Annotated in this window: 23 protein-coding genes; 8 read left to right on the top strand and 15 right to left on the bottom strand. The window is 51.3% G+C overall.

Annotation, left to right across the window (positions count from 1 at the left end):
- Positions 1-10: 10 nt before the first annotated feature.
- Both ACTHTG_RS10400 and prmC read left to right on the top strand, forming a co-directional pair.
- Positions 11-472, top strand: a complete 462-nt coding sequence (locus tag ACTHTG_RS10400; protein ID WP_004520960.1) for a hypothetical protein — start codon at positions 11-13, stop codon at positions 470-472.
- Positions 462-1,274, top strand: coding sequence for a peptide chain release factor N(5)-glutamine methyltransferase (gene prmC, locus ACTHTG_RS10405; RefSeq protein ID WP_004520961.1), 813 nt, complete (start codon positions 462-464; stop codon positions 1,272-1,274). The genes ACTHTG_RS10400 and prmC overlap by 11 nt, the downstream gene beginning before the upstream one ends.
- Before the next feature lie 84 nt (positions 1,275-1,358).
- Here prmC and ACTHTG_RS10410 read toward each other — a convergent pair whose 3' ends face one another.
- The 4 genes from ACTHTG_RS10410 to ACTHTG_RS10425 form a co-directional block, all read right to left on the bottom strand.
- Positions 1,359-2,153 (bottom strand): 3'-5' exonuclease, encoded by a 795-nt coding sequence (locus tag ACTHTG_RS10410; RefSeq protein ID WP_039862538.1) that lies wholly within the window; start codon positions 2,151-2,153, stop codon positions 1,359-1,361.
- Positions 2,154-2,923: 770 nt separating this feature from the next.
- Entirely contained in the window at positions 2,924-3,808 is an 885-nt protein-coding gene (locus tag ACTHTG_RS10415; protein ID WP_224783391.1) for a lipid A biosynthesis lauroyl acyltransferase, read from the bottom strand.
- Between the two features lie 77 nt (positions 3,809-3,885).
- Positions 3,886-4,431 carry a crossover junction endodeoxyribonuclease RuvC gene (ruvC, locus tag ACTHTG_RS10420; protein ID WP_003684216.1) on the bottom strand — a complete coding sequence of 182 codons (546 nt, stop codon included), beginning with the start codon at positions 4,429-4,431 and terminating at the stop codon, positions 3,886-3,888.
- 9 nt (positions 4,432-4,440) lie between these two features.
- Complete coding sequence (locus ACTHTG_RS10425; protein ID WP_004520969.1) at positions 4,441-5,271, bottom strand: carbon-nitrogen hydrolase family protein; 831 nt, start codon at positions 5,269-5,271, stop codon at positions 4,441-4,443.
- A 94-nt stretch (positions 5,272-5,365) separates the two neighbouring features.
- Here ACTHTG_RS10425 and ACTHTG_RS10430 point away from each other — a divergent pair, with 94 nt between their 5' ends.
- The 4 genes from ACTHTG_RS10430 (at position 5,366) to ACTHTG_RS10445 (ending at position 7,827) form a co-directional block, all read left to right on the top strand.
- Positions 5,366-5,665, top strand: coding sequence for a porin (locus ACTHTG_RS10430; protein WP_004520970.1), 300 nt, complete (start codon positions 5,366-5,368; stop codon positions 5,663-5,665).
- A gap of 301 nt (positions 5,666-5,966) precedes the next feature.
- Positions 5,967-6,161, top strand: coding sequence for a CsbD family protein (locus ACTHTG_RS10435; RefSeq protein WP_004520971.1), 195 nt, complete (start codon positions 5,967-5,969; stop codon positions 6,159-6,161).
- A gap of 71 nt (positions 6,162-6,232) precedes the next feature.
- A complete protein-coding gene (locus ACTHTG_RS10440) occupies positions 6,233-6,391 on the top strand; it encodes a DUF1328 domain-containing protein (RefSeq protein ID WP_039862543.1) in 159 nt (52 codons plus the stop codon).
- A gap of 143 nt (positions 6,392-6,534) precedes the next feature.
- Positions 6,535-7,827, top strand: a complete 1,293-nt coding sequence (locus ACTHTG_RS10445; protein ID WP_004520973.1) for a valine--pyruvate transaminase — start codon at positions 6,535-6,537, stop codon at positions 7,825-7,827.
- Between the two features lie 68 nt (positions 7,828-7,895).
- Here ACTHTG_RS10445 and ACTHTG_RS10450 read toward each other — a convergent pair whose 3' ends face one another.
- From ACTHTG_RS10450 to ACTHTG_RS10480, 7 genes are all read right to left on the bottom strand, one after another.
- Positions 7,896-8,654, bottom strand: a complete 759-nt coding sequence (locus ACTHTG_RS10450) for an iron ABC transporter ATP-binding protein (protein WP_039862545.1) — start codon at positions 8,652-8,654, stop codon at positions 7,896-7,898.
- Positions 8,655-8,735: 81 nt separating this feature from the next.
- The gene (locus ACTHTG_RS10455; protein WP_004520976.1) at positions 8,736-9,362 is read right to left on the bottom strand and encodes an FmdE family protein; all 627 of its coding nucleotides are present in this window, start codon (positions 9,360-9,362) and stop codon (positions 8,736-8,738) included.
- Between the two features lie 140 nt (positions 9,363-9,502).
- Positions 9,503-11,368 carry an acyltransferase family protein gene (locus tag ACTHTG_RS10460; RefSeq protein ID WP_049336907.1) on the bottom strand — a complete coding sequence of 622 codons (1,866 nt, stop codon included), beginning with the start codon at positions 11,366-11,368 and terminating at the stop codon, positions 9,503-9,505.
- A gap of 142 nt (positions 11,369-11,510) precedes the next feature.
- Entirely contained in the window at positions 11,511-12,482 is a 972-nt protein-coding gene (locus ACTHTG_RS10465; RefSeq protein WP_004520978.1) for an iron chelate uptake ABC transporter family permease subunit, read from the bottom strand.
- Positions 12,472-13,440 carry an ABC transporter permease gene (locus tag ACTHTG_RS10470; protein ID WP_107848867.1) on the bottom strand — a complete coding sequence of 323 codons (969 nt, stop codon included), beginning with the start codon at positions 13,438-13,440 and terminating at the stop codon, positions 12,472-12,474. The genes ACTHTG_RS10465 and ACTHTG_RS10470 overlap by 11 nt, the downstream gene beginning before the upstream one ends.
- A 181-nt stretch (positions 13,441-13,621) precedes the next feature.
- A complete protein-coding gene (locus ACTHTG_RS10475) occupies positions 13,622-14,584 on the bottom strand; it encodes a siderophore ABC transporter substrate-binding protein (protein WP_440360674.1) in 963 nt (320 codons plus the stop codon).
- Positions 14,585-14,699: 115 nt separating this feature from the next.
- Positions 14,700-16,715 (bottom strand): TonB-dependent receptor domain-containing protein, encoded by a 2,016-nt coding sequence (locus tag ACTHTG_RS10480; protein ID WP_049336909.1) that lies wholly within the window; start codon positions 16,713-16,715, stop codon positions 14,700-14,702.
- Between the two features lie 416 nt (positions 16,716-17,131).
- Here ACTHTG_RS10480 and groES point away from each other — a divergent pair, with 416 nt between their 5' ends.
- Complete coding sequence (groES, locus tag ACTHTG_RS10485) at positions 17,132-17,419, top strand: co-chaperone GroES (RefSeq protein ID WP_003684150.1); 288 nt, start codon at positions 17,132-17,134, stop codon at positions 17,417-17,419.
- Positions 17,420-17,517: 98 nt separating this feature from the next.
- Positions 17,518-19,152: a chaperonin GroEL gene (gene groL, locus ACTHTG_RS10490; protein ID WP_254321119.1), complete on the top strand. Its 1,635-nt coding sequence runs from the start codon at positions 17,518-17,520 to the stop codon at positions 19,150-19,152.
- A gap of 15 nt (positions 19,153-19,167) precedes the next feature.
- On the opposite strand, the gene ACTHTG_RS10495 is transcribed toward groL, so the two are convergent.
- The 4 genes from ACTHTG_RS10495 to ACTHTG_RS10510 all read right to left on the bottom strand — a co-directional run bounded on the left by ACTHTG_RS10495 (position 19,168) and on the right by ACTHTG_RS10510 (position 22,851).
- Positions 19,168-19,290: a hypothetical protein gene (locus ACTHTG_RS10495; RefSeq protein ID WP_440362646.1), complete on the bottom strand. Its 123-nt coding sequence runs from the start codon at positions 19,288-19,290 to the stop codon at positions 19,168-19,170.
- Positions 19,291-19,447: 157 nt separating this feature from the next.
- Positions 19,448-20,962, bottom strand: a complete 1,515-nt coding sequence (gene katA, locus ACTHTG_RS10500; protein WP_107867865.1) for a catalase KatA — start codon at positions 20,960-20,962, stop codon at positions 19,448-19,450.
- Positions 20,963-21,266: 304 nt separating this feature from the next.
- Complete coding sequence (accC, locus tag ACTHTG_RS10505; protein WP_440360675.1) at positions 21,267-22,628, bottom strand: acetyl-CoA carboxylase biotin carboxylase subunit; 1,362 nt, start codon at positions 22,626-22,628, stop codon at positions 21,267-21,269.
- A 28-nt stretch (positions 22,629-22,656) separates the two neighbouring features.
- On the bottom strand, positions 22,657-22,851 hold the full coding sequence (locus ACTHTG_RS10510) for a YqaE/Pmp3 family membrane protein (protein ID WP_039862547.1): 195 nt from the start codon (positions 22,849-22,851) through the stop codon (positions 22,657-22,659).
- Positions 22,852-22,909: the final 58 nt, after the last annotated feature.

Here is a 22,909-nt window from a genome sequence, read left to right on the forward strand (position 1 = left end):
GGATAAAACCATGCAGGAACAGAATCGGAAATCAAGTTTTCCCATAGTGATGTTGCTGGTGTCGGTTGCACTGTGGATAGCATCTTTGTCCAATGTTGCATTTTATTTGGGCAATCATGAAAGCATGAAGGGTTTGACCGTTTTGATTTTGGGGTCGATATTTGCTTCTTTGGATATCAGATATTGTGCGGCCTATGCGAATTATGTTTGGTTGGCGGCCATTGTGTTGCTGGTGTTGCGGAAGAAGGTTGTGCCTGTCCATACGGCACTTTGGGGCTTGGCGCTGGTGGCTTTCAGTGTGAAAGCCGTACACGTCGATGAAGCAGGGAATACATCGGATATTGTGCGCTACGGCGCGGGATTTTATTTGTGGTATGCCGCATTTGCGGTTGCCACCATCGGCACGTTTGCCGGAAAGATTAAGGAAAGAAAAGCCACAACGCTGGCAGATGGGACGAGAAATGACGCTTGATGAATGGTTGCGCCAATCGGCACTGCCCAAAAATGAAGCGCGGATGTTGTTGCAATATGCGCTGGGTTACACGCGTGCGCAGTTGGTTACACGCGGTACGGACGATTTGGCGGAATCTGACCTGCAAATCTTGGAGGCTTTGGCGCAACGCCGTCTGAAAGGCGAGCCGATGGCCTATCTGTTGGGCGAGCGCGAGTTCTACGGACGACGCTTTACCGTCAATCCCCATGTGCTGATTCCACGCCATGAAACTGAGCATTTGGTGGAAGCCGTGCTCAAACGCTTGCCGTCGCAAGGCCGTGTGTGGGACTTGGGGACGGGAAGCGGCGCCATTGCCGTAACCATCGCGCTTGAACGCGGTGATGCCGATGTTCGTGCATCCGACATCAGCGTCGGTGCTTTGGATACTGCCCGTCAAAATGCGGCCGAATTGGGCGCAAAAGTGGAGTTTGCGCAGGGTTCGTGGTTTGATACCGACAAGCCGTCTGAAGGCCGATACGATGTGATTGTTTCCAATCCGCCGTATATCGAGGATGGCGATGAACATTTATCGCAAGGTGATTTGAGGTTTGAACCGCAAAATGCGCTGACCGACTTTTCAGATGGCCTCAGCCATATCCGCCACATTACCCAAGAAGCCCCTAAATACCTGAAAGCCAACGGCTGGCTGCTGTTTGAACACGGCTATGACCAAGGCAAAGCAGTGCGGAACATTATGCTGGAGAACGGTTTTGCAGAAGTGGCAACCGAACAGGATTTGGCTGGATTGGATAGGGTAACGCTGGGGCGTTTGCCTGCTTAATGGGCATGGTTTGTCGAAATATAAAAAAGGGCGTGTCGATCACGCCCTTTTGGTTTTTTGGTTTAGCTGTTCAGACGGCCTGATTTAACGCCAAGCAGCGACGAACTCCGCCCAGTGTTGTTTTTCTTCGGCTTGTGCGGCCAGATAATGTTTGATGCGTTTGATTTCGACTTCGTATTCGTCGGCATCGAGCGCGCCGCTCATCATGCGAAAGCGCATATACATCAGGTAGGTATTGGCGGCATCGGTTTCACAATAATCGCGGATGTCTTTCAGACGGCCTGCATGATAAGCGTCCCAGACCTTGCTACCGTCCATGCCCAGTTTGCCGGGGAAGCCGCAGAGTTTGGCCATATCGTCCAAAGGCACGCTGGCACGCGGTTGGTAGAGGGCGAGCAAATCCATCAGGTCGCAATGGCGGGAGTGGTAGCGGCTGATGTAGTTGTTCCACTTAAAGTCGCGGCTGTCGCCAAAGTCGCCGTCGCCCATGTCCCAATAACGGGCGGCGCTGATGCCGTGTATCAGGGCGCGGTAGTGGAGGACGGGCAGGTCGAAACCGCCGCCGTTCCAGCTGACGAGTTGCGGCGTATAGTTTTCGATGACCTCGAAGAATTTGGCAATCATGACTTCTTCGCTGTCTTCGGGATCGCCGATGGTACTGACGCGGATTTTGTCCTGACCCCAGCGCATACAGCAGGAGATGGCGACGACTTGGTGCAGATGGTGTTGCATAAAGTCGCTGCCGGTTTTGGTGCGGCGTTGCTGCTGGGCAAACAGGACGACTTCGTTGTCGGGCAAATCGGCAGGCAAATCGTAAAGCTGGCGGATGCCGTTTACGTCGGGAATGGTTTCGATGTCGAAGGCAAGTATCGGAGTCATGGCGTGATCGGGTTGGATAAGGGATGATGTCATTGTGGCATGACGGCGCAGATAAAAAAAGAGGCAATCCCCCACAGGATTGCCCCAATACCTCAAATCAGAGATTTACGCTTCACAAACAATACAGGCTTTCACCTGCGGCTTTACAGATGCAGCTCAACTCTGCATCGGTAAACTTTCATTTCGGGCATTGCACCGAAATCCTCTAAAATACCGCAATTTCTTGCAATATCAGAAAATTGCTTACAAAAGTATCTAAAACCAGCGAGGCCGTCTGAACGTTTTGTAATTTGATGTAGTGAAATTTACGCGAATTTTTACAGTTTGCCAAGTATTTTTTTCTGAAGGCTAGTTTCGGTATAAATTTCAGGTATTGTCATATTTTTGCAATTATATTTCATAATTGTTTTAAATTTAGATATTTATTTTGTTTTTTTAAATTTTAATTTAATTTTATTTCATATTTTGAATGATTAAAATGTATTTTTTCAGATGGACTGTTTTTTAATATATTGTTTTTAAAAGAAATTAAATTTAATATGTAAATGAAAAAAGTGTATTGGCCTGATGTTTTTCATTTGAGAAAAAATATAGGGTTGTTTGAAAGTTTCAATCACGATGAAAAAAGTTGTTTTTAAAGCATTTAAAGCAGAATATTATTTGATTGTTTAAAACCAAACATGAGTTTCGGTTTGATTCAATTAAAATGAAAAAGCGGCGAAAGAAGGATTTCGTCGCTTTTTGCATATTCAAATTGTAATTCAATGTAGTCAATAAAAGCTGCTTTCGCCTTCGGGACGGGTTTTGAAGCGTTTATGCAGCCAGAAATATTGTTCGGGATGCTCGCGTACCCGCTCTTCGATGAAGTCGTTCATGCGCTGGGTATCGGCTTCGACATCTTCGGTCGGGAAATTGTCCCAAGCCGGATAGAAGCGCAGGGTTACGGTATTGTCGGCTTCGCGCGTGGGAATGGCGGGAATGATTTTGGCTTTGGTCATGCCGGCGATACGGCTGAGGCCGGTAATCGTGGCCGTCTGAATGCCGAAGAAATTGACGAAAATGGAATCGTTGCGGCCGAAGTCTTGGTCGGGCAGATAAAGAAAGGGCGCATCGCTTTTGCGCAGGTGTTTGATGATGGCGCGCAGGCCTTCTGTGCGGCCGATCAGGAAAACATTGTTGTAGCGGTGGCGGCCTTTCAGGATCTGCTCGTCCAGGGCTTTGTTTTTTTGGTGCGAATACATGCTGGTCAGCGGCACATCCTGATTGAGCGTGTAAACCGCCATTTCAAATGCGGTAAAGTGCGGATAGAGGATGATGACTTTTTCGCCGGCGGCGAGGGCTTCGTCAAGATGGTGTTTGTCTTGATAGCGTACCAACGAGCGCAGCTTATCCGCAGGCGCGTACCAGTAGAGGCCGTATTCGAGCATCAGCTTCGCCATGTGTTGGAAATGGCGTTTGAGCAGGGCAGTGCGCTGGCTGTCGTTTAGCTCGGGAAAGCATTTTTTGAGGTTTACCTCGCCGACTTTGCGGCGTGGTTTGACTGCGTAATAGGCGAGAATACCGATCGCGTCGGCAATCTTGTGCAACACGCAAAAAGGCAGCAGGCGGATGAGATAGAGAAAAAGGAAGGCGGCTTTCATGAAGGCTCGCTGTATGTGGGCAAAGGGCTATTATAACCGAAAGGCCGTCTGAAAACGGGCTGGAACATATTTCAGACGGCCTGAATGTCGGCCTACCATTGAAAACGGCCGCGCTTGACCTGCAAGCCGTCGGGGTTGAGTTGCGAAGCCAATCCGTGATTGCGCAGGGCGTGGGTGAGGGCGACGGCGAGTCCGTCGGCGGCATCGGCTTGCGGTGTACCTGAAAGTGCAAGCATTTGGACCACCATATGCTGCACCTGCTCTTTGGCGGCCTTACCCTTGCCAACCACCGCCTGCTTGACCTGAAGCGCGGTGTATTCAAACACGGGCAAATCGTGCATGACCAAAGCGGCAATCGCGGCACCGCGCGCCTGACCGAGCATTAACGTCGCGGCTGGGTTGACGTTGACGAACACTTGTTCGATGGCTGCCTGATGCGGCTGATAGTGGCGGATGATTTCATCGATATGGCGGACAATCACGGCGATGCGTTCGGAAAGCGACGCGCCGGTCGGCGTTTTGATACAGCCGGAAGCAACATAATGATGTTCGCGGCCGTGGACATCAATAACGCCGAAGCCGGTTACGCGACTGCCGGGGTCGATGCCGAGAATGCGTGTAGGTTGGAACTGGGACATAGTGCGTGTTTAAAGTAATCGGTGTTTCAGGGCAGGCAGGCGCGTGCGCACGCTTTGCAGTCGCGCGGTATCCAAATCGGCACAAATTACGCCTTCGCCTTCCGACAACGTCGCCAACACATCGCCCCAAGGGTCGATAATCATACTGTGGCCGAATGTGCGGCGGCCGCTTTCATGCAGTCCACCTTGTGCCGACGCGATGACGTAGCATTGGTTTTCCACTGCGCGGGCGCGCAGCAGCAATTCCCAATGCGCCTTGCCGGTCGTGTAGGTAAACGCGGCCGGCAACAGCAAAACATCAAACGGCTGCTGGGCGCGGAAAAACTCAGGAAAGCGCAAATCGTAGCAGACGCCGGCCGCCAGCGGAACATCGTCCACGCTCAATTTCGGCACATCGCTGCCTGCCAGTATCGTATCGGCTTCGGCGTAGCGTTCGCCCAAACCGGAAAAGCCGAAAAGGTGCATTTTGTGGTAAAGCCCGACTCGGTTGCCGTCGCGGTCATACACCAGCATCGTGTTCATCACCTTGCCCGCGTCTGGGCTTTGCAGCGGAACCGTACCGCCAAACAACACCACGCCGCATTCCCTTGCCGTTTCGCTTAAGGCCGTCTGAAAACGGGTGTCGCAGGTTTCGCCGACGCGTCCATCGTCCAAAGGCTCGGCAAATGCCAGCTTGTCCGTATCGTTTTTGCCCATCAGCGGCCAATATTCGGGCAGCAACACCCAATCCGCCCCTTGTTCGGCCGCCTCGCGGACAAGGCGTTTCATCGTGGCAATATTGGTTTCGGGGTTGGTGGACGACACCATTTGCACCGCGGCAGCGCGTAAAGAGTGCATCATCAAAACTCCTGTCAGATTTTGCAAGAATTGTAACTTGTTTACGCACAAGGCCGATACAATCGCCTCACAATTCCTCTCCAAAAAAGGATAAACCATGAACTTGAAACTTCTCCTCACTGCCGCACTTTCCACCGCCGCACTGGCCGCACATGCCGACGTACAGCTTTACGGCAGCATCAAAAGCGGCATCGAAACCTCGCAAACCCGTTTTGGCGGCCAAACATACAGCCGAACTGCCGTTGCCGACCAAGGCAGCCACATCGGTTTACGCGGCTCGCATCCGATTGGCGGCGGAACGAATTTTATTTGGGAAGTCGAACAAGACACACCGGTCGGCAAAAGCGGCTCCATCCGCCAAGACTGGCGCGAACGCCGAGATAATTTTGGCCGTTAAAGGAAAGATTGGATAGTAAAGGCCGTCTGAAAGATTTTCAGACGGCCTGTTTTTTATAGTGAGGTCGATTGATTTAAAGAATACACGTAAAAGGCGGTAATCAATAATATCTTAATATTTTCAAAATTTAACAATTTTATATAACTTATTGATTATTTATAAAATTAATAAAATATTGGGTAGCTGATTAAAAAATCAGCATTGGCATTGCTTGCAAATTAAAAAATTATCAAGTAAGGTTAAATGCAAGCGGTTTTATCAGTGAATTAAATATTAATCAATAAGATAGGATTATATAACTATGAATGAAGATATTATCAAAGGAAAATGGGAGCAACTTAAAGGTAAAGCCAAAGAAAAATGGGGCGAGCTGACAAACGACGATTTGGACATCATCGAAGGCAAGCGCGATCAGTTGGCTGGTAAAATCCAAGAGCGTTACGGTCGCACTAAAGATGAAGCTGAAAAAGAAATTGATGATTGGTTGAACAGCTAAGACCGTTGAATTTCATAATAAACGGTCGTATCCCCCTCGACCGTTTTATATTAAACCGAAAGGAAAAAATCATGCTTCATTATTCGATCGTTTTCTTTATAATCGCTATTATTGCAGCTGTATTAGGTTTCGGTGGTATTGCAGGTAGTGCGGCAGGCATAGCCAAAATTTTATTTGCCGGTTTCTTGATCTTGTCGGTGATATCACTGATTTTTGGCAGGAAGAAATAATACCTGTAAACCAATAAGGTTGTATCAAGCCACCATTCCGTCAAATAGGCCGTCTGAACAATCAGGATAACTGGTTTTCAGACGGCCTTTGTTCTTATAATAGCGGTTTATTGTTTCCACACACACCTAGCAACGGAGTTTCCATGCAGTTTTCAGCATTCGGTGAAAAATTCACACAACACAGCGGTATTTTGCAGTTGATGGACGATTTGGGCGATGCGCTCAAAAGTGACAAGCCCGTCAACATGCTTGGCGGCGGCAATCCGGCGAAGATTGCTGAAGTCAATGCGGTGTTCGCCGATGTGTTTTCTAAACTGGCGGCGGAACACGCTGTTGAGAATATCGGCAATTATTCCAATCCGCAGGGCGATGCGGCGCTGATTGCGGCTTTGACTGAGTTTCTCAACCGCGAATACGGCTGGAACCTGACGGCGGACAATATCGCGCTGACCAATGGTTCGCAAAACGCGTTTTTCTATTTGTTCAACCTGTTTGGCGGCAAATTCAATCTTTCAGACGGCCAAACGGCTGAGAAAGCCATTTTGTTGCCGCTTGCGCCTGAATATATCGGTTATGCCGACGTGCATGTCGAAGGGCAGCATTTTATTTCGGTGAAGCCGAAAATCGAAAATGTCGAACACGAAGGCGAAGCAGGCTTTTTCAAATACCGCGTGGACTTTGACGCGCTGGAGAGCCTGCCTGAATTGAAAGAGGGCAAAATTGGTGCGATTTGCTGTTCGCGCCCGACCAACCCGACCGGCAATGTGTTGACCGACGGAGAGATGGCGCGTTTGGACGCTTTGGCGCAGGAGCATGGGATTCCGCTGATTATCGACAACGCTTACGGAATGCCGTTCCCGAATATTACTTACAGTGATGTGACGCTCAACTGGCACGAAAACATCATCCTCTGCTTCAGCCTTTCTAAAATCGGCCTGCCCGGCGTGCGTACCGGCATTATTGTCGCTGCGCCGGAAGTGGTCAAAGCCGTCAGCAGTTTGAATGCGATTGTGAACCTGTCGCCTACGCGTTTCGGCGCGGCGATTGCGGCTCCGCTGTTAAACGACGGCCGTCTGAAACAGCTGGCCGACCAAGTGATTCAGCCGTTTTACCGTCGGCAGGCGCAAACGGCGGTTTCCCTGCTCAAACGCGAATTGGGCGCGTATCCGTTGAAAATCCACAAGCCTGAAGGTGCGATTTTCTTGTGGCTTTGGTTTGAAAACCTGCCTGTTTCGTCGCAAACCTTGTACGAAATGCTTAAAGCCGAAGGCACGCTGATTATTCCGGGCGAGCATTTCTTCGTCGGCATCGACACGCAGGATTACCCGCACGCCCGCGAGTGCATCCGCATGAGCATTGCGCAGGACGCGGAAACGCTGGAAAAAGGCATTGCCGCGATCGGTCGCGTGGTGCGCGGTTTGTATGATAAAAAATAAATGCTTTGAATAGGCAAAGGCCGTCTGAAACGTGGGTAATCAGGTTTCAGACGGCCTTTTTGTCGGATTTAGATATGGTGGATAACCAGTTTTTTGCCTTCGTAATCGAGGACGTTGACGTCCATATCGAATAAGGTTTTGATGTTTTCGGCGGTGAAAATATCGTTGGGCTTGCCCTGCATGGCGACTTGGCCGTTTTTCATGGCGACGACGTAATCGGCGTAGGCGGCGGCCTGGTTGATGTCGTGTAGGACGACGACGGTGGTGCGTTTGTGTTCGTCGGTCAGTCGGCGCAGGATTTGCATGAGGGAGCGGGCATGATACATGTCGAGGTTGTTCAGCGGTTCGTCCAGCAAAACGTAGTCGGTGCGCTGGCAGAACACCATGGCAATCATGGCGCGTTGGCGTTGGCCGCCGGAAAGCTCGGTCAGGTAGCGGTCGGCAAAGTCTTGCAGGTGGAACTCGGTGAGCGCTTCTTCGACGATGGTTTTATCCGTTTCAGACGGCCTGCCTTGGTGGTAGGGATAGCGGCCGAACATGAGCAGGTCGCGCACGGTAATGCGGCTCATGATGCTGTTTTCTTGGGTGAGGATGGAAAGCGTGCGGGCGAGTTCGGCGGTGGGGGTGGTTTTGATGTCTTTGCCTGCGTAGCTGATGTCGCCGCGTACCAAGGGCTGCAGGCGCGCCATAAAAGAGAGGAGGGTGGACTTGCCTGCGCCGTTCGGGCCGATCAGCGCGGTAATGCCGCCTTCGGGGATGTCGAGGCTGACGTCGTTGAGGATGGGGTTGCTGCCGATGGTGTGGCTGACGTTGCGGATGGTAATCATAGGCGGGTCCGAAAATGGGAAATTGGGGTTTCAGATGGCCTTGAGTTTTAAGGCCGTCTGAAACTTATTGATTATGACGTTTTAGATTTCGCTGACGGTGACAAATTCGGGATTGTCGGCTTGGTCGATCAGGAAGGCGCGGACGCGTTCTTGCCAAAGCTCGCCGAATTGTTTGAGTTCGTCGGTACTTGCGCTGCCGCTGACGGCTTTGGGCATGATGTCGCGCATTTGCGGCGCAAAGGGTTGGAGCGCGGCGTTGAGGCTGACGGCAACGGTTTTGCCGGTATCGCGGCGGCGGAGCGCGAGTGTGCCGTTGATTTCGCCTGCACCAAAGGACAAGAGGTGGCGGCGGGCAAAGCGTCCGGCTGGGCCTACGCCGCCAAAGCCGGTTTCGGGTGCCGCGCCGGTAAGGAGTTGGACGACGGAAGCGGTTACGCCGGTCGTGCCTTCGTCACGCTCGCCCTGCATAAAGGCTTCGATGTCGCCGCGTTGCGGCAGCTCTTCGCCGTAAAGGGCTTTCAGGCCTTTGACCACCATCAGGTAGGCACCGGCGACGGTCGGGCAGGAGTGGCCGCACAGGCGCACGGCATCGGCGTAGCGGTAAGTGAGGATGCCGTTTTCGGCCGCGCCGAGGAAGTCGGCCAATGCGTCTTGGACGGTAATGGTCGGGGCGTCATCGAAGAATGAAGGGAGGCGTTCTTGTGTCATGAGGGTTATCCTTTATGGGTTTGCTTAGGCCGCCTGAAGGTTTCAGACGGCCTGAAACCTTTGCGGCATACTGTTTGCTGCGCTTTGAGCGGCATTTGCATTCAGTATTGCGGCAAAGGTTTCGGACTGAAACTGCGGTGTTATTTTAGGAGTATTTTTTTGTCCTGTATAAATTTTTCCGCCAGTTTTGTCGCGCCGTGGGTGTTGAGGTGGTTGGTGTCGAAATATATCGGCAGGCCGTCTATGGTTTTGTCTGCCGGAATAGGCTCCATGATGTTGACCCAATGCACGGCAGGCCGCTGTTTGACTATGTTTTCTATGGTTTTTTCCGCTTCGGCGGAGCGGGCAATTTCCGCTTTTTTATGCTCGGAAACGTATTGCATATCGATGCCGAGACGCTGTTTCAGGTAGTAATGGCGCAGGGGCAGTTGCGCGTTCATCGGCGTGTCGGCAAAGACGTAAACCTGCTTGCTCTGTTGGATCAGGGTATCGAGCATTTTGCCGAAATGCTCCGTAAAACCGGGCTTGTCGGTATGCAGGAACCAACGTTGCGAGATAAAGACCACCGGATAGTTTTCGACCTTTTGTGCAATAAAGCGGTTGTAAGGGTTGCAACGGTTGGCACGGCGGTCGCTTTGCGGCAACATAAAACCGAAGGCAACGCCGCAGCTGTTGGACGAGATAATGTCGGCGGCAAAGCTTTCCTGTTTACCCACCATATCGATAAAGGGCGTCAGGTGGGCGGCGTGGGAGTCGCCCATCAGCAGGACTTTGCTGCTTTGGTTTTCTGCGCCGACCGCGCAGTCGGTTTTAGTCAAGGTATCCGCGCAGATTTTACTTTCGTCAACCGTATATAGGTTTGTCTCGTATGCGGCCGGTTTGGCAGTCAGCAGGTAGCCGGCGGCAGGAATCAGCAGGGCGAAATAGGCGGCGATGACCCTGATGAATTTCTTGGTGGTGAAATTCTTTATCCGTCGCGCCGGTGTTTCGACGAAGTAATAGGACAAAACAGACAAGCCGGACATCAGCACCACTGCCAATACAATCGCGGACATCGGCAAAGCGTTGTCCATGTAAACATAGCGCATGACGGCCAAGACCACCCAATGCCAGAGATACAGTGAATAGGAAATCAAACCGATAAACACAACGGGCTTGAGGCTCAACAGTTTGGCGGTATTGAAGCCACTTTGCGTTTGCAGGGTTTTGCCTGAGTAAATCAAGCCGCCAACCGCCGTACAGCACAGCAATCGTTCGATATTGCCTTCGCCGGGCAACACGCCGTAAGGAAGCAGTAGCATGGCGGCAATAACCGCCATCATCGCCCAGCCGACCAGAGGCGTGCTGAAACGGTCGTTGGTTTGGGAGGGCGGAATAAAGGCAAAAAGTGCGCCGATCAGCAGCTCATATGCGCGCACATAAGGCAGGAAATAAGGATCCATGCCGAAGGTGGGCAAAAAGACGGACAACAGGCTCAATACAATCAGCAAAAGGATGAATTGGCGGATGTTGCGCCCTTTGCTGAATCGGAAAAAAGCAGTCAGCAAAACTGGAAAAACAAAGTAAAACTGCTCTTCCAGCGATAAAGACCAAATGTGTTGCAAAGGTTTTTCCGCCGCGTCGGCATCAAAATAACCGCCGCGCCGTGCAAAAAACAGGTTAGCCGAAAACAGCAACGCAAACACTGCGGATTTGACGTATTGGCGCAGGTCAAACGACAAGAAAAAGATTGCGGCGGCCAAGCTTGTACACAGCAATACGCAGGAAAAAACAGGCAAAATGCGCTTCGCGCGGCGTTTGTAAAACTCTAAAAACGAAAAACTGCCGTTTTGCATTTCGCGGCTGATGATGGTGGTGATCAGGTAGCCGGACAGGACGAAAAACATATCCACGCCGAGAAAGCCGCCGGGCAGCCAAGCGGCATCAATGTGGAAAATAATGACAGCCAAGACTGCCAACGCCCGGATGCCGTCCAAGTCGGGACGGTATTTTAATGTCGTGCTCATTTTTTGTAATTCTAGTAAATCCAGTAATGTTTACTATGAGTACATGTCAGAAATTTAGTTTCATTTCAAGGATTAAATATTTTTTAAACATGGATTTCAGACGACCTGAATTTATTTTTGCGAACGTTTGGGCACGTTTAATTTATTTCTTTTTCAACACCAAATATAAAAATACCAATCCACCTGCAAATTCGACGACCACGCTCAATACGGCCTGCATGCCGAGGAAGTGCTCGAAGATGGTTTGCCCGCCGACCAGCAGGATGCCGCCGACACAAAAAGTCATGGGCAGGCGGACAGAATGTTTGACCGACGGAGAAAAATGGTTGGCCAGCGCGGCAACCAGCAGGCCGAAAAAGCTTACCGGGCCGACAACGGCGGTCGCGGTCGCAACCAATGCAGCGATCCACAACAGCAGCCATAAGGTATTGCGCGTGTAGTTGATGCCCAAATTGATGGCTTGATTGCGGCCGAGCAGGTAAACATCGAGGCGGTGGCGTTCTCGCCAAATCACGGCGGCGCTGATGAGCAACACGACTGCGCCGATACCCAACAATTCCGAGTGGACGGTATTGAAAGTGGCAAACATATTCGCCTGTGCGGCGGTAAATTCTTCGGGGTCAATCATGCGCGAAAGCAGCGATGACAGGCTGCGGAACAAAATCCCGAAAATCACGCCGATTAAAATCATGCGCGACAAATCGCGTCCGCCTTGTTTGATGAGCGTGTAGAACAGCAGCAGCGAGCCGCCCATCATGACGACCAGTTCAAAGCCGAATTTGCCCGTCAACGGCAGGGAAGCATAGCCCACGCCGCCGAGCGTAAACACCAGCAAGGTCTGCAAAAACACATACAGCGAATCGAAACCCAAAATCGAAGGGGTCAGAATCGGATTGTTGGTCAGCGTTTGGAAGAGTTGAGTGGACACGCCGACTGCATAGGCAACCATCAGCAGCGCGGCAAGCTTGGTCAGGCGCAGGTGCAAGACAAAGTCCCAATCGCCTTTGACGTTGAGCGTCATAAACAGGACGCAGGAAACCAGCAACAGCGCAAAGGCGACCCACAACGGACGGCTGCTTCCTGCCATAAAACCGATATTTTTTTCAGACGGCATGAGCAGGTTTCCTTAATAAAAGCCACAAAAACAAAACCGTCCCCATCACGCCAAAAACCGTAGAGACCGGAATTTCAAACGGAAACACAATCACGCGTCCGACAATATCGCACAGCAACACCAAAGACGCGCCCAGCAAGGCCACTGCAGGCAGGCTTTGGCGCAGCTTGTCGCCCATCAGGCGGCTGATGATGTTCGGCACGACCAAGCCGATAAACGGAATATTACCGACTGTCACGACCACCAAAGACGTAATCAGCGCCACAATAATCAACCCCGACCACAGAATCGCCGTCCGGTTCAGCCCCAAGTTTACGCTTACTGTTTCGCCCAAACCCAAAATCGTCAGCTGGTCGGCAATCAAATAGGCAAACAAAGCCAAAATTCCCGTTGCCCACAACAGCTCATACCGCCCGAGCAACACGCCGGAAAAATCGCCCTGTTGCCACACGCCCAGCATTTGCAACATTTCGTTTTCATACGCGATAAAGGTAGCCACCGCCTCAATCACGCCGCCGAAAATAATCCCGACCAAAGGCACCATCAGTTGCGCGGTCGGTGGCAGGCGGCGGATCAGCAGCATAAAGACCAACATCCCGATCAGCGCGGCAACGGCGGCAACCGACATTTTTGCCAGCAGCGGCGCGGCCGGCAGCAGCAGGGTCATCAGCAGCAAACCCAAAGCCGCGCTTTGACTTGCGCCCACCATCGACGGTTCGACAAAACGGTTGCGCATCAAAATCTGCATAATCATGCCGGCCACCGCCATCGACGCACCCGTCAGCACAATCGCAAACGTGCGCGGCAGGCGGCTGATGAACATGACCTGCTGGCTGTCGGATAGCGAAAACAGGGCGGACCATTTGAATTCGGCCACGCCGACCGACAGGCTGACGGCAAACAATATCAAAAGCGCGATGCCGTTGATAAGGTTTAAAGAAAAGGGCTTGTGAAACATAAACGATAAAGTCGTAAAAGAAACAAAGGCATTATTTTATAGTTGTATCGTTTTAAAATATAACGAAGCAAACGGGCAAGAATGCCCGTTTCAGACGACCTGATGACCAAAATACAGCTTGGGCAAAGGCCGTCTGGATGCCGTAAAACGGAAGGGTGGACATTGCCGCCCGCCGAAACAATTATTTCGCCGCGTTGAATGCGTCGGCAACCTGTTTGGAAGCATTCAGCAATTCTTGCGCGCCGCCGGCCGCCAAATAAGTTTCAGGAACAAGGTAAACCACCTGTCCTTTTTTCCAGGCGGTCGTTTCGGCAACCAGTGGATTGTTCAACACATCTTTCGCAGCCTGACCTTCTTCGCCGATGGCCGCGCCGCGGTCTAAAACAAACAGCCAATCAGGGTTTTTCTCTTTCAGGTATTCAAAGCTGATAGGCTGGCCGTGGCTGCCTTCTTTAATCGATTCATCAACAGCGGGAACGCCGATGTCTTTATGCAACCAACCGCCCAAACGTGAGGAAGGGCCGAAAGCCGACATCTTACCGCCGTTGACCAATACCACCAAACCCTTGCCTTTGCCTTGCGCAGCAGTTTTCGCCGCTTCAAACGAAGCATCGATTTCCGCTTTCAGCTTGTCCGCTTCGGCCTGTTTGCCGAAGATTTGCGCCAGCGCGTCGATGCGCTCTTTGGAACTTTCTTTCAGATTGGCGGTTTCGGCGGTCATTTCGATGGTCGGTGCAATCTCGTTCAACTTGTCAAACGCTTTGGTTGCACGGCTGCCGATGATGATGAGCTGCGGTTTGTAAGCGTTTAAGGCTTCGTAGTCAGGCTCAAACAGCGTGCCGGCAGGTTTAGTCGTTTTGAAATATTCGGCCAAGTAGGGCAGGCGGTTTTTGTCGATGGACAAACCGGTTTTCACGCCCAATTTGTTTAAAGTATCGAGCATGCCCAAATCGTAAACGGCGATACGCTCTGGATTTTGCGGCACTTTCGCATCGCCGCGAGCCGTTTTAACGGTCAGGCTTGCACCTTCGGTTTGGGCGGCAGAAGCGGAAGCAGTTTGGGCTTGGTTGGACGCAGAATCTTTCGGTGAACACGCACCCAAAGCGAGGGTGCAGCATACGGCTAAAGCGGTCAAACGTAACATAGGGTTTCTCCGTGGTCGGAAATAAAGTAAATCGAAATGATAACTTGTATCGGGCTATAAAGCTAGATGCCGTCTGAAAACTTTTGTTTTCAGACGGCTTTTTCAAGCTGATTGCTTAGAAGCGGTAGTTCACGCTTAGGCGGACATCGCGGCCTGGTTCAGGCAGAGAATTGGCACCTGCGCGTTGGCTGTGCGGCTTGTAGTTTTTATCAAAGACATTGTTGACGGAGAAGTTGACGTTCAAGTCGTCTTTGCCTGTCGGTTTCCAGTTGGCGAATATATCGTTGACGCCGTAGCCTGCGCGGACGACATTCAGAGCCACATCAGAGCCGCGCGAGGTTGGGGCATAGCCTGCATTTTGGACATAACGTCCGCGCCAGCCGATTTCCAGATTCGGATTGTCGAATTGGTACGACAGACCTGTTGTCCATGTGCGTCCCATCGGGATGGCGGTCGTTACTTTGTCGGCGGTATCGCCGTTCAGCTTCGGTTTGCTGTAGGCTACGCCTGCACGTGCGGTCAGACCTTTCCAGCGGTAGGCGGCGTTCAGTTCGTAACCTGTGTTTTTCAGCTTGCCGCCGTTATACCAGACGTTGTTTCGTCCTTCTTGACGGATGGCCTGTACATCTTTGATTTGCTGATGGAAATAGCTGCCGGAGAGCGTCAGGGCAGAATTCCAGTGGTAGTTAAAGCCGATTTCTGCATTTCGCGAGCGTTCTGCTTTCAAGTCAGGTGATGAAATAATCGGCCTGTTGTTTGCTAAAGCTGCTTCGTACAGGCGGGGGCTGCGGGTTGCATAGTTCAGGCTGGTGTTGATGGAAAAATCAGGGGTAATGTCATAAACCAACCCGATGCTTGGATTGAGGTTGCCGTCTGAATTTTCTGTATTACTGCTGGTTTTCATTTTCCAGCGGTCATAGCGCAAACCTGTGGTCAGCGTAACCGGTGAGAAATCCCAAATGCCTTCTACATATACGCCGGCATCGCTTTTCTTCTCGCTGTTTTCTCCTTTTGAGCTGCTTTTTTGAGTGCGCCAGTTTACTCCGTATTTCAAGGTATGGCGGTCAAATAGACGGCTGTCGAGATTGAGGTTGGCTCCGTATGTCCGTACTTCGCCGTCCAATTCATAATCTGGACTGGGGGCTTCATCACGTTTGGTATTCAAACGGTAAACATTGGCTTTGATTTTGTCAATAAAGCCCAAGTTTCCGCCTTTGAATTCCAAGTTGGTGGTGTCTTGGGTCAGTGTGCGGTAACGCGGCGAGTTGGTGGCGACATTCGGAATACGGTTGCCGTTGGCATCCAAAACGTATTGACCCGTACGGCGGTCGGTTTGGAATACTTGCGAGAAATCGAACTCTTCGCGCAGGGCGCGTTCCCCATATTGCTTCTCTTGGCGGTGGCTTAATTCAATACGGTTGTCCTCGTTGAAACGATAGCCGATTTTGCCCAGCAAACCGCGTGAACCCAATCCACTGTTTAAAACCTTATCGCTTCCGAGCAGATTACGGTAGCCTTTGCCTGCCGTGTATTCTTTGTCGCGTACGAAATTGCCTGAAACCAAAGCGTCAAAACCGCCTGCCTGACCATAAACGCTTGCGCCGCGTGAATAGCCTTTATTGCTGCTGATGCCGGCATTGACTTTGAAACCGACGTTTTGACCCTCTCTCAGCAAATCTTTGGCTTCAACCGTTTCGGCAACAATCGCGCCGCTGGTTGCACCGATACCTGCGGAGGCCGAACCCGTACCTTTTTGCACGGCAACGACTTTTACCAATGCGGGGTCAAGCATAAAGCGGCCGTTGTGGTGGAAAATCTGGCTGTCGGTGTAAGTATCGTCAACTTTATAGTCTATTTGGTCTTGTCCCATACCGCGGATGGTTACCCACTGCGACTGACCGTTGCCGCCGCCGAAACTGATAGAGGGTTCGTTGAACAATACGTCTTTTAAATCAGTGGAAGTCGTTTCTTCCATACGTTTTGTCGTTACGCGATGTGTGGCGCTTGTGGCCTGACCTTTGACGGTAACGGTATCAAGCACAACATTGTCTTTGGCTTCATTTTCTGCATGGGCAAAACCGGCTGCCAGTGTCAGTGACAGCAGGCTCAGTCGGAACAGGGGCGTATTCATTGAGAAATGTCCTTAATAAAATGACAGTAATAAAAAATAAAAGCAAATAAAGAGAAATTATCTTTAAAATATGCAATTAAGAATAATCATCATTTATAATAATGCATTAAAAAGAAATAGTTGTAAAGAGTTGTGTTGCATTTGTAAAGAAATTGTGTTGTTTTTAAACGAATTTTGCAGTTTGTATGTCAGGCCGTCTGAAAAATAAGTGATCGGGCATTTTTGCGTATGAAAATATTTGGAAAGACTGCATAGAATTTTTTACTTTTTCCCTTGAATTTGTCGCAAACAACCCAAATCTACCCGCCATTACGGCAGGCTTTCTACTAAGTGTGCCGCTATTTTCAAGCAAACCGTGTCTGTCATGTCCGACAGACAATTGTTTTCAATCTATTTATTTATCGGAGCATTAAGACATGACCATCCGCCCTTTACACGACCGCGTAGTCGTCAAACGCTTAGAAGCTGAAGAAAAAACCGCCTCCGGCATCGTTTTGCCGGGTGCGGCTGCTGAAAAACCCGACATGGGCGAAGTAATCGCCGTGGGTGCGGGCAAAATCGGTAAAGACGGCGAGCGCCGTCCGCTGGATGTTAAAGTCGGCGACAAAGTGATCTTCGGCAAATACAGCGGCCAAACCGTAAAAGCCGACGGCGAAGAGCTGTTGGTAATGCGTGAAGAAGACATCTTCGGTATCGTTGAATAATTGTTGAATTAAGTTTCAGAACCAAAGGCCGTCTGAATCAAACATGAAGTTTTCAGACGGCCTCGAACAGATTTTTAATATTGATTTGGAGAATTTAAATGGCAGCAAAAGACGTACAATTCGGCAATGAAGTTCGCCAAAAAATGGTAAACGGCGTCAACGTATTGGCAAACGCCGTGCGCGTAACTTTGGGCCCTAAAGGCCGCAACGTGGTACTTGACCGCGCTTTCGGCGGCCCGCACATCACTAAAGACGGTGTGTCTGTTGCAAAAGAAATCGAATTGAAAGACAAATTCGAAAACATGGGCGCGCAAATGGTGAAAGAAGTCGCGTCCAAAACCAACGACGTAGCGGGCGACGGTACCACTACCGCCACCGTACTGGCGCAAGCCATCGTTGCCGAAGGCATGAAATACGTTACCGCCGGCATGAACCCGACCGACCTGAAACGCGGCATCGACAAAGCCGTTGCCGCTTTGGTTGACGAGCTGAAAAACATCGCTAAACCTTGCGATACTTCCAAAGAAATCGCCCAAGTCGGCTCGATTTCCGCCAACTCCGACGAACAAGTCGGCGCGATTATCGCCGAAGCGATGGAAAAAGTCGGCAAAGAAGGTGTGATTACCGTTGAAGACGGCAAGTCTTTGGAAAACGAGCTGGACGTAGTTGAAGGTATGCAGTTCGACCGCGGCTACCTGTCTCCTTACTTCATCAATGACGCTGAAAAACAAATCGCTGCTTTGGACAATCCGTTTGTATTGTTGTTCGACAAAAAAATCAGCAACATTCGCGATTTGTTGCCTGTTTTGGAACAAGTGGCCAAAGCCAGCCGTCCGCTCTTAATTATCGCTGAAGACGTAGAAGGCGAAGCCTTGGCAACTTTGGTGGTGAACAACATCCGCGGTATTCTGAAAACCGTTGCCGTTAAAGCCCCTGGCTTCGGCGACCGCCGCAAAGCCATGTTGCAAGATATCGCCATCCTGACCGGCGGCGTGGTGATTTCCGAAGAAGTCGGCCTGTCTTTGGAAAAAGCAACTTTGGACGACTTGGGTCAAGCCAAACGCATCGAAATCGGTAAAGAAAACACTACCATCATCGACGGCTTCGGCGACGCAGCCCAAATCGAAGCGCGTGTTGCTGAAATCCGCCAACAAATCGAAACCGCAACCAGCGAATACGACAAAGAAAAACTGCAAGAGCGCGTTGCCAAATTGGCCGGTGGCGTGGCAGTCATCAAAGTCGGTGCCGCTACCGAAGTGGAAATGAAAGAGAAAAAAGACCGCGTGGAAGACGCGCTGCACGCTACCCGCGCAGCCGTTGAAGAAGGCGTGGTTGCAGGCGGCGGCGTAGCCCTGTTGCGCGCCCGTGCTGCTTTGGAAAACCTGCACACCGGCAATGCCGACCAAGACGCAGGCGTACAAATCGTCTTGCGCGCCGTTGAGTCTCCGCTGCGCCAAATCGTTGCCAACGCAGGCGGCGAACCTAGCGTGGTTGTGAACAAAGTGTTGGAAGGCAAAGGCAACTACGGTTACAACGCAGGCTCCGGCGAATACGGCGACATGATTGAAATGGGCGTACTCGACCCTGCCAAAGTAACCCGTTCTGCGCTGCAACACGCCGCATCTATCGCCGGCTTGATGCTGACCACAGACTGCATGATCGCTGAAATTCCTGAAGAAAAACCTGCTATGCCTGATATGGGCGGCATGGGTGGTATGGGCGGCATGATGTAAGGCCGTCTGAAACCTTCAGACAAAAAGCAAAACCGCACGGCAAGCAGCCGTGCGGTTTTTATTTACCAGTGGGAAGCGTGAGAGGGTGCATGAGGAGTTGTAGAGAAAGGGCAGCCAGTTCCATTGAATCAGAAGCAATCAAATAAACTTCATCATCAAAAAAAAGGCCGTCTGAAACTTTATTTTGCGTTTCAGACGACCTTCTTAATGATCTAAACCGTTACTTTTTGCCCGAACGGCTGTATCGGACAGCTTGAGACAAGATTTCTTCAATTTCTATCCACATAATGCCTCCTTACAGTAAACCAGGTTGACCTAAAGCCGGGTCGTTAGCTCGTGCAGCTTGGGCATCTTCGACAGTCAGTCCAAGGGCTTTGGCTACGCCTTCGCCGTATGCCGGGTCGCAATAGTAGCAGTTGCGGATGTGGCGGTATTTGATGAAGTCTGGTGCATCGCCCATGGCTGCGGCGGTGTTGTTAAACAAAGCTTGTTGTTGCTCATTGTTCATCAGCTTGAACAAGGCGCGCGGTTGGCTGAAGTAGTCGTCATCGTCTTGGCGGTAGTCCCAGTGCGCCGCGTCGCCGTTGATTTTCAAAGGCGGTTCGGCGAAGTCGGGTTGTTGCTGCCATTGGCCGAAGCTGTTGGGTTCGTAGTGTGGCAGGCTGCCGTAGTTGCCGTCGGCGCGGCCTTGTCCGTCGCGCTGGTTGCTGTGGACGGGGCAACGCGGGCGGTTGACGGGAATTTGGCGGAAGTTCACGCCCAAACGGTAGCGCTGCGCATCGGCGTAATTGAACAAACGGGCTTGCAGCATTTTGTCGGGGCTGGCGCCGATACCGGGCACAAGGTTGCTTGGTGCAAAAGCTGATTGTTCCACATCGGCGAAGAAGTTTTCGGGATTGCGGTTCAACTCGAATTCGCCCACTTCAATCAGCGGATAGTCTTTTTTCGGCCAAACTTTGGTTAAGTCAAACGGATGATAAGGCACTTTTTCCGCATCGGCTTCAGGCATGACTTGGATGTACATCGTCCATTTTGGAAACTCGCCGCGATCGATGGCTTCGTACAGATCGCGCTGGTGGCTTTCGCGGTCGTCGGCGATGATTTTTGCGGCTTCTTCGTTGGTCAGGTTTTTAATCCCTTGCTGGCTGCGGAAATGGAATTTCACCCAAAAACGCTCGCCCGCTTCGTTCCAGAAGCTGTAAGTATGTGAACCAAAGCCGTGCATATGGCGGTAGCTGGCGGGGATGCCGCGGTCGCTCATGACGATGGTGACTTGGTGCAGGGCTTCGGGCAGCAGCGTCCAGAAGTCCCAGTTGTTTGTGGCGGAACGCATATTGGTGCGCGGGTCGCGTTTGACGGCTTTGTTCAGGTCGGGGAATTTACGCGGGTCGCGCAGGAAGAACACGGGCGTGTTGTTGCCGACCATGTCCCAGTTGCCTTCTTCGGTATAGAACTTCAATGCAAAGCCACGGATGTCGCGTTCCGCATCTGCTGCGCCGCGCTCGCCTGCCACGGTGGTGAAACGGGCGAACATCTCGGTTTTCTTACCGACTTCGCTGAAGATTTTGGCGCGGGTGTATTTTGTGATGTCGTGTGTTACGGTAAACGTACCGAACGCGCCTGAACCTTTGGCGTGCATACGGCGTTCGGGGATGACTTCGCGCACGAAGTCGGCAAGTTTTTCATTCAGCCACAAATCCTGCGCCAGCAGAGGGCCGCGCGGACCGGCAGTCAGGCTGTTTTGATTGTCGGCAACGGGCGCGCCGTTGTTCATGGTCAGGTGGGTAACAGGGCATTTAGAGACGGTCATGATGATTTCCTTTGCAAAATGGTCAGTGATTTATAAAACGATTTGCCGAAAAGCATATTCGTAGCTGGTTTCTTGATATTCATAAATTCCTTGTATCGACATTTGTTTTTCCTTTTATTTAAACTATGAAAAGAACTATACAGAAAGGTTTTGACTATTGGAACTATGAAACCGATTTAGAATAGATATAATAAATCAATTATTAAATATCATTAGTTTTAATAAATAATTTGATTGTGAAAAAAGGCCGTCTGAAACTTTATTTTGTGTTTCAGACGGCCTTTTTTTTAGTCAAAACAAAGGATTATTTATCCAGTTTGGCTTTGCGTTCTTCCAACCAATGTTCCAAGTAGTGGATGCTGACGCCACCTTTTTGGAAGCCTGGGTCACTGAACAAGTCGCGATGCAGCGGCGTATTGGTTTTGATGCCGGTAATTGCCAGCTCGGCAAGGGCTACGCGCATTTTTGCCATGGCTTGGTCGCGGTCTTTACCGACGACACAGATTTTGCCGATCAGGCTGTCGTAGTAAGGAGGGATGCGGTAGCCTTGGTAGATGTGGCTGTCGACACGGACGCCGAAGCCGCCGGGCAAGTGGCAGCTTTCAATCAGGCCCGGGCTTGGAATGAAGTTGTACGGGTCTTCGGCGTTGATACGGCACTCAAACGCATGGCCTTCAACTTGGATGTCTTCCTGTTTGTATTGCAAAGGCAGGCCGGATGCGATGCGTAATTGCTCTTGGACGATGTCCACGCCGGTGATGAGCTCGGTAACCGGATGCTCAACCTGAACGCGTGTGTTCATCTCGATAAAGAAGAATTCGCCGTCTTCGTACAGGAATTCAAACGTACCTGCGCCACGATAGCCGATGCGTTTGCAAGCGTCGGCACAGGCTTTGCCAATTTTGGCGCGTTCTTCTTCAGTGATGAACGGGGCCGGTGCTTCTTCGATGACTTTTTGGTGGCGGCGCTGCATGGAGCAGTCGCGCTCGGCGAGGTAGATGGCGTTGCCGTGTTCGTCGGCAATCACTTGGATTTCGACGTGGCGCGGACGTTGCAGATAGCGTTCCATGTAAACCATCGGGTTGCCGAATGCCGCGCCTGCTTCGGCTTTGGTCATTTCGACAGACTGGAGGAGGTCTTCTTTTTTCTCGACGACGCGCATACCGCGACCGCCGCCACCGCCGGATGCTTTGATAATGACGGGATAACCGACTTTATCGGCAATTTTGAGGATTTCTTCGCCGTCGTCCGGCAATGCGCCTTCAGAGCCGGGAACGCAAGGCACGCCGGCTTCGATCATGGCGTGTTTAGCGGATACTTTGTCGCCCATCAGACGGATGGTGTCGGCTTTAGGGCCGATGAAGACAAAGCCGGATTGTTCGACTTGTTCGGCAAAGTTGGCGTTTTCGGCGAGGAAGCCGTAGCCCGGGTGGATGCCGTCGGCTTCGGTTACTTCGGCAGCAGCAATGAGGGCGGGAATGTTGAGGTAGCTTTGTGCAGATGCGGCAGGGCCGATGCACACGGATTCGTCGGCGAGTTTGACGTGCAGGCTGTCTTTGTCGGCTTCGGAATGGACGGCGACGGTGGCGATGCCCATTTCACGGCAGGCACGCAGGACGCGCAGGGCGATTTCGCCCCGGTTGGCGATCAATACTTTTTTCAGCATGATAATCTTTCCGGATGGTTCAGACGGCCTATTGGCGGCCGCCTAATGCGTTGCGGATTTTCTGGTCGGTTTTGTATTGGCTCAAAGCGTAAACCGACCACATGGCTGCCGGTATCCAGCCAACCAGCGTACACTGCAGAATCAGACAGATGATGCCTGCAAACGGACGGCCGATGGTGAAAAACTGCAACCAAGGCAAGAAAATAGCCAAAATCAGACGCATGGTTTGTCCTTAATGAACAGAAAAAGGAATTTCAGACGGCCTTGAAGATAAAGGCCGT

It is taken from the genome of Neisseria sp. P0017.S009 (genome assembly GCF_051957375.1).
GTDB classification, from domain to species: Bacteria; Pseudomonadota; Gammaproteobacteria; order Burkholderiales; family Neisseriaceae; genus Neisseria; species Neisseria perflava.

Excerpts from the sequence above, each read along its gene's own strand:
- ACTHTG_RS10510 (WP_039862547.1), bottom strand. The coding sequence starts at position 22,851 with ATGCGTCTGATTTTGGCTATTTTCTTGCCTTGGTTGCAGTTTTTCACC.
- ACTHTG_RS10425 (WP_004520969.1), bottom strand. The coding sequence starts at position 5,271 with ATGATGCACTCTTTACGCGCTGCCGCGGTGCAAATGGTGTCGTCCACC.
- ACTHTG_RS10470 (WP_107848867.1), bottom strand. The coding sequence starts at position 13,440 with ATGTTTCACAAGCCCTTTTCTTTAAACCTTATCAACGGCATCGCGCTT.
- ACTHTG_RS10465 (WP_004520978.1), bottom strand. The coding sequence starts at position 12,482 with ATGCCGTCTGAAAAAAATATCGGTTTTATGGCAGGAAGCAGCCGTCCG.
- accC (WP_440360675.1), bottom strand. The coding sequence starts at position 22,628 with ATGCTGAAAAAAGTATTGATCGCCAACCGGGGCGAAATCGCCCTGCGC.
- ACTHTG_RS10450 (WP_039862545.1), bottom strand. The coding sequence starts at position 8,654 with ATGATTACCATCCGCAACGTCAGCCACACCATCGGCAGCAACCCCATC.
- ACTHTG_RS10400 (WP_004520960.1), top strand. The coding sequence starts at position 11 with ATGCAGGAACAGAATCGGAAATCAAGTTTTCCCATAGTGATGTTGCTG.
- ACTHTG_RS10475 (WP_440360674.1), bottom strand. The coding sequence starts at position 14,584 with ATGTTACGTTTGACCGCTTTAGCCGTATGCTGCACCCTCGCTTTGGGT.
- ACTHTG_RS10480 (WP_049336909.1), bottom strand. The coding sequence starts at position 16,715 with ATGAATACGCCCCTGTTCCGACTGAGCCTGCTGTCACTGACACTGGCA.
- katA (WP_107867865.1), bottom strand. The coding sequence starts at position 20,962 with ATGACCGTCTCTAAATGCCCTGTTACCCACCTGACCATGAACAACGGC.
- ACTHTG_RS10430 (WP_004520970.1), top strand. The coding sequence starts at position 5,366 with ATGAACTTGAAACTTCTCCTCACTGCCGCACTTTCCACCGCCGCACTG.
- ACTHTG_RS10410 (WP_039862538.1), bottom strand. The coding sequence starts at position 2,153 with ATGACTCCGATACTTGCCTTCGACATCGAAACCATTCCCGACGTAAAC.
- ACTHTG_RS10445 (WP_004520973.1), top strand. The coding sequence starts at position 6,535 with ATGCAGTTTTCAGCATTCGGTGAAAAATTCACACAACACAGCGGTATT.
- ruvC (WP_003684216.1), bottom strand. The coding sequence starts at position 4,431 with ATGTCCCAGTTCCAACCTACACGCATTCTCGGCATCGACCCCGGCAGT.
- ACTHTG_RS10460 (WP_049336907.1), bottom strand. The coding sequence starts at position 11,368 with ATGAGCACGACATTAAAATACCGTCCCGACTTGGACGGCATCCGGGCG.
- groL (WP_254321119.1), top strand. The coding sequence starts at position 17,518 with ATGGCAGCAAAAGACGTACAATTCGGCAATGAAGTTCGCCAAAAAATG.
- groES (WP_003684150.1), top strand. The coding sequence starts at position 17,132 with ATGACCATCCGCCCTTTACACGACCGCGTAGTCGTCAAACGCTTAGAA.
- prmC (WP_004520961.1), top strand. The coding sequence starts at position 462 with ATGACGCTTGATGAATGGTTGCGCCAATCGGCACTGCCCAAAAATGAA.
- ACTHTG_RS10455 (WP_004520976.1), bottom strand. The coding sequence starts at position 9,362 with ATGACACAAGAACGCCTCCCTTCATTCTTCGATGACGCCCCGACCATT.
- ACTHTG_RS10435 (WP_004520971.1), top strand. The coding sequence starts at position 5,967 with ATGAATGAAGATATTATCAAAGGAAAATGGGAGCAACTTAAAGGTAAA.
- ACTHTG_RS10440 (WP_039862543.1), top strand. The coding sequence starts at position 6,233 with ATGCTTCATTATTCGATCGTTTTCTTTATAATCGCTATTATTGCAGCT.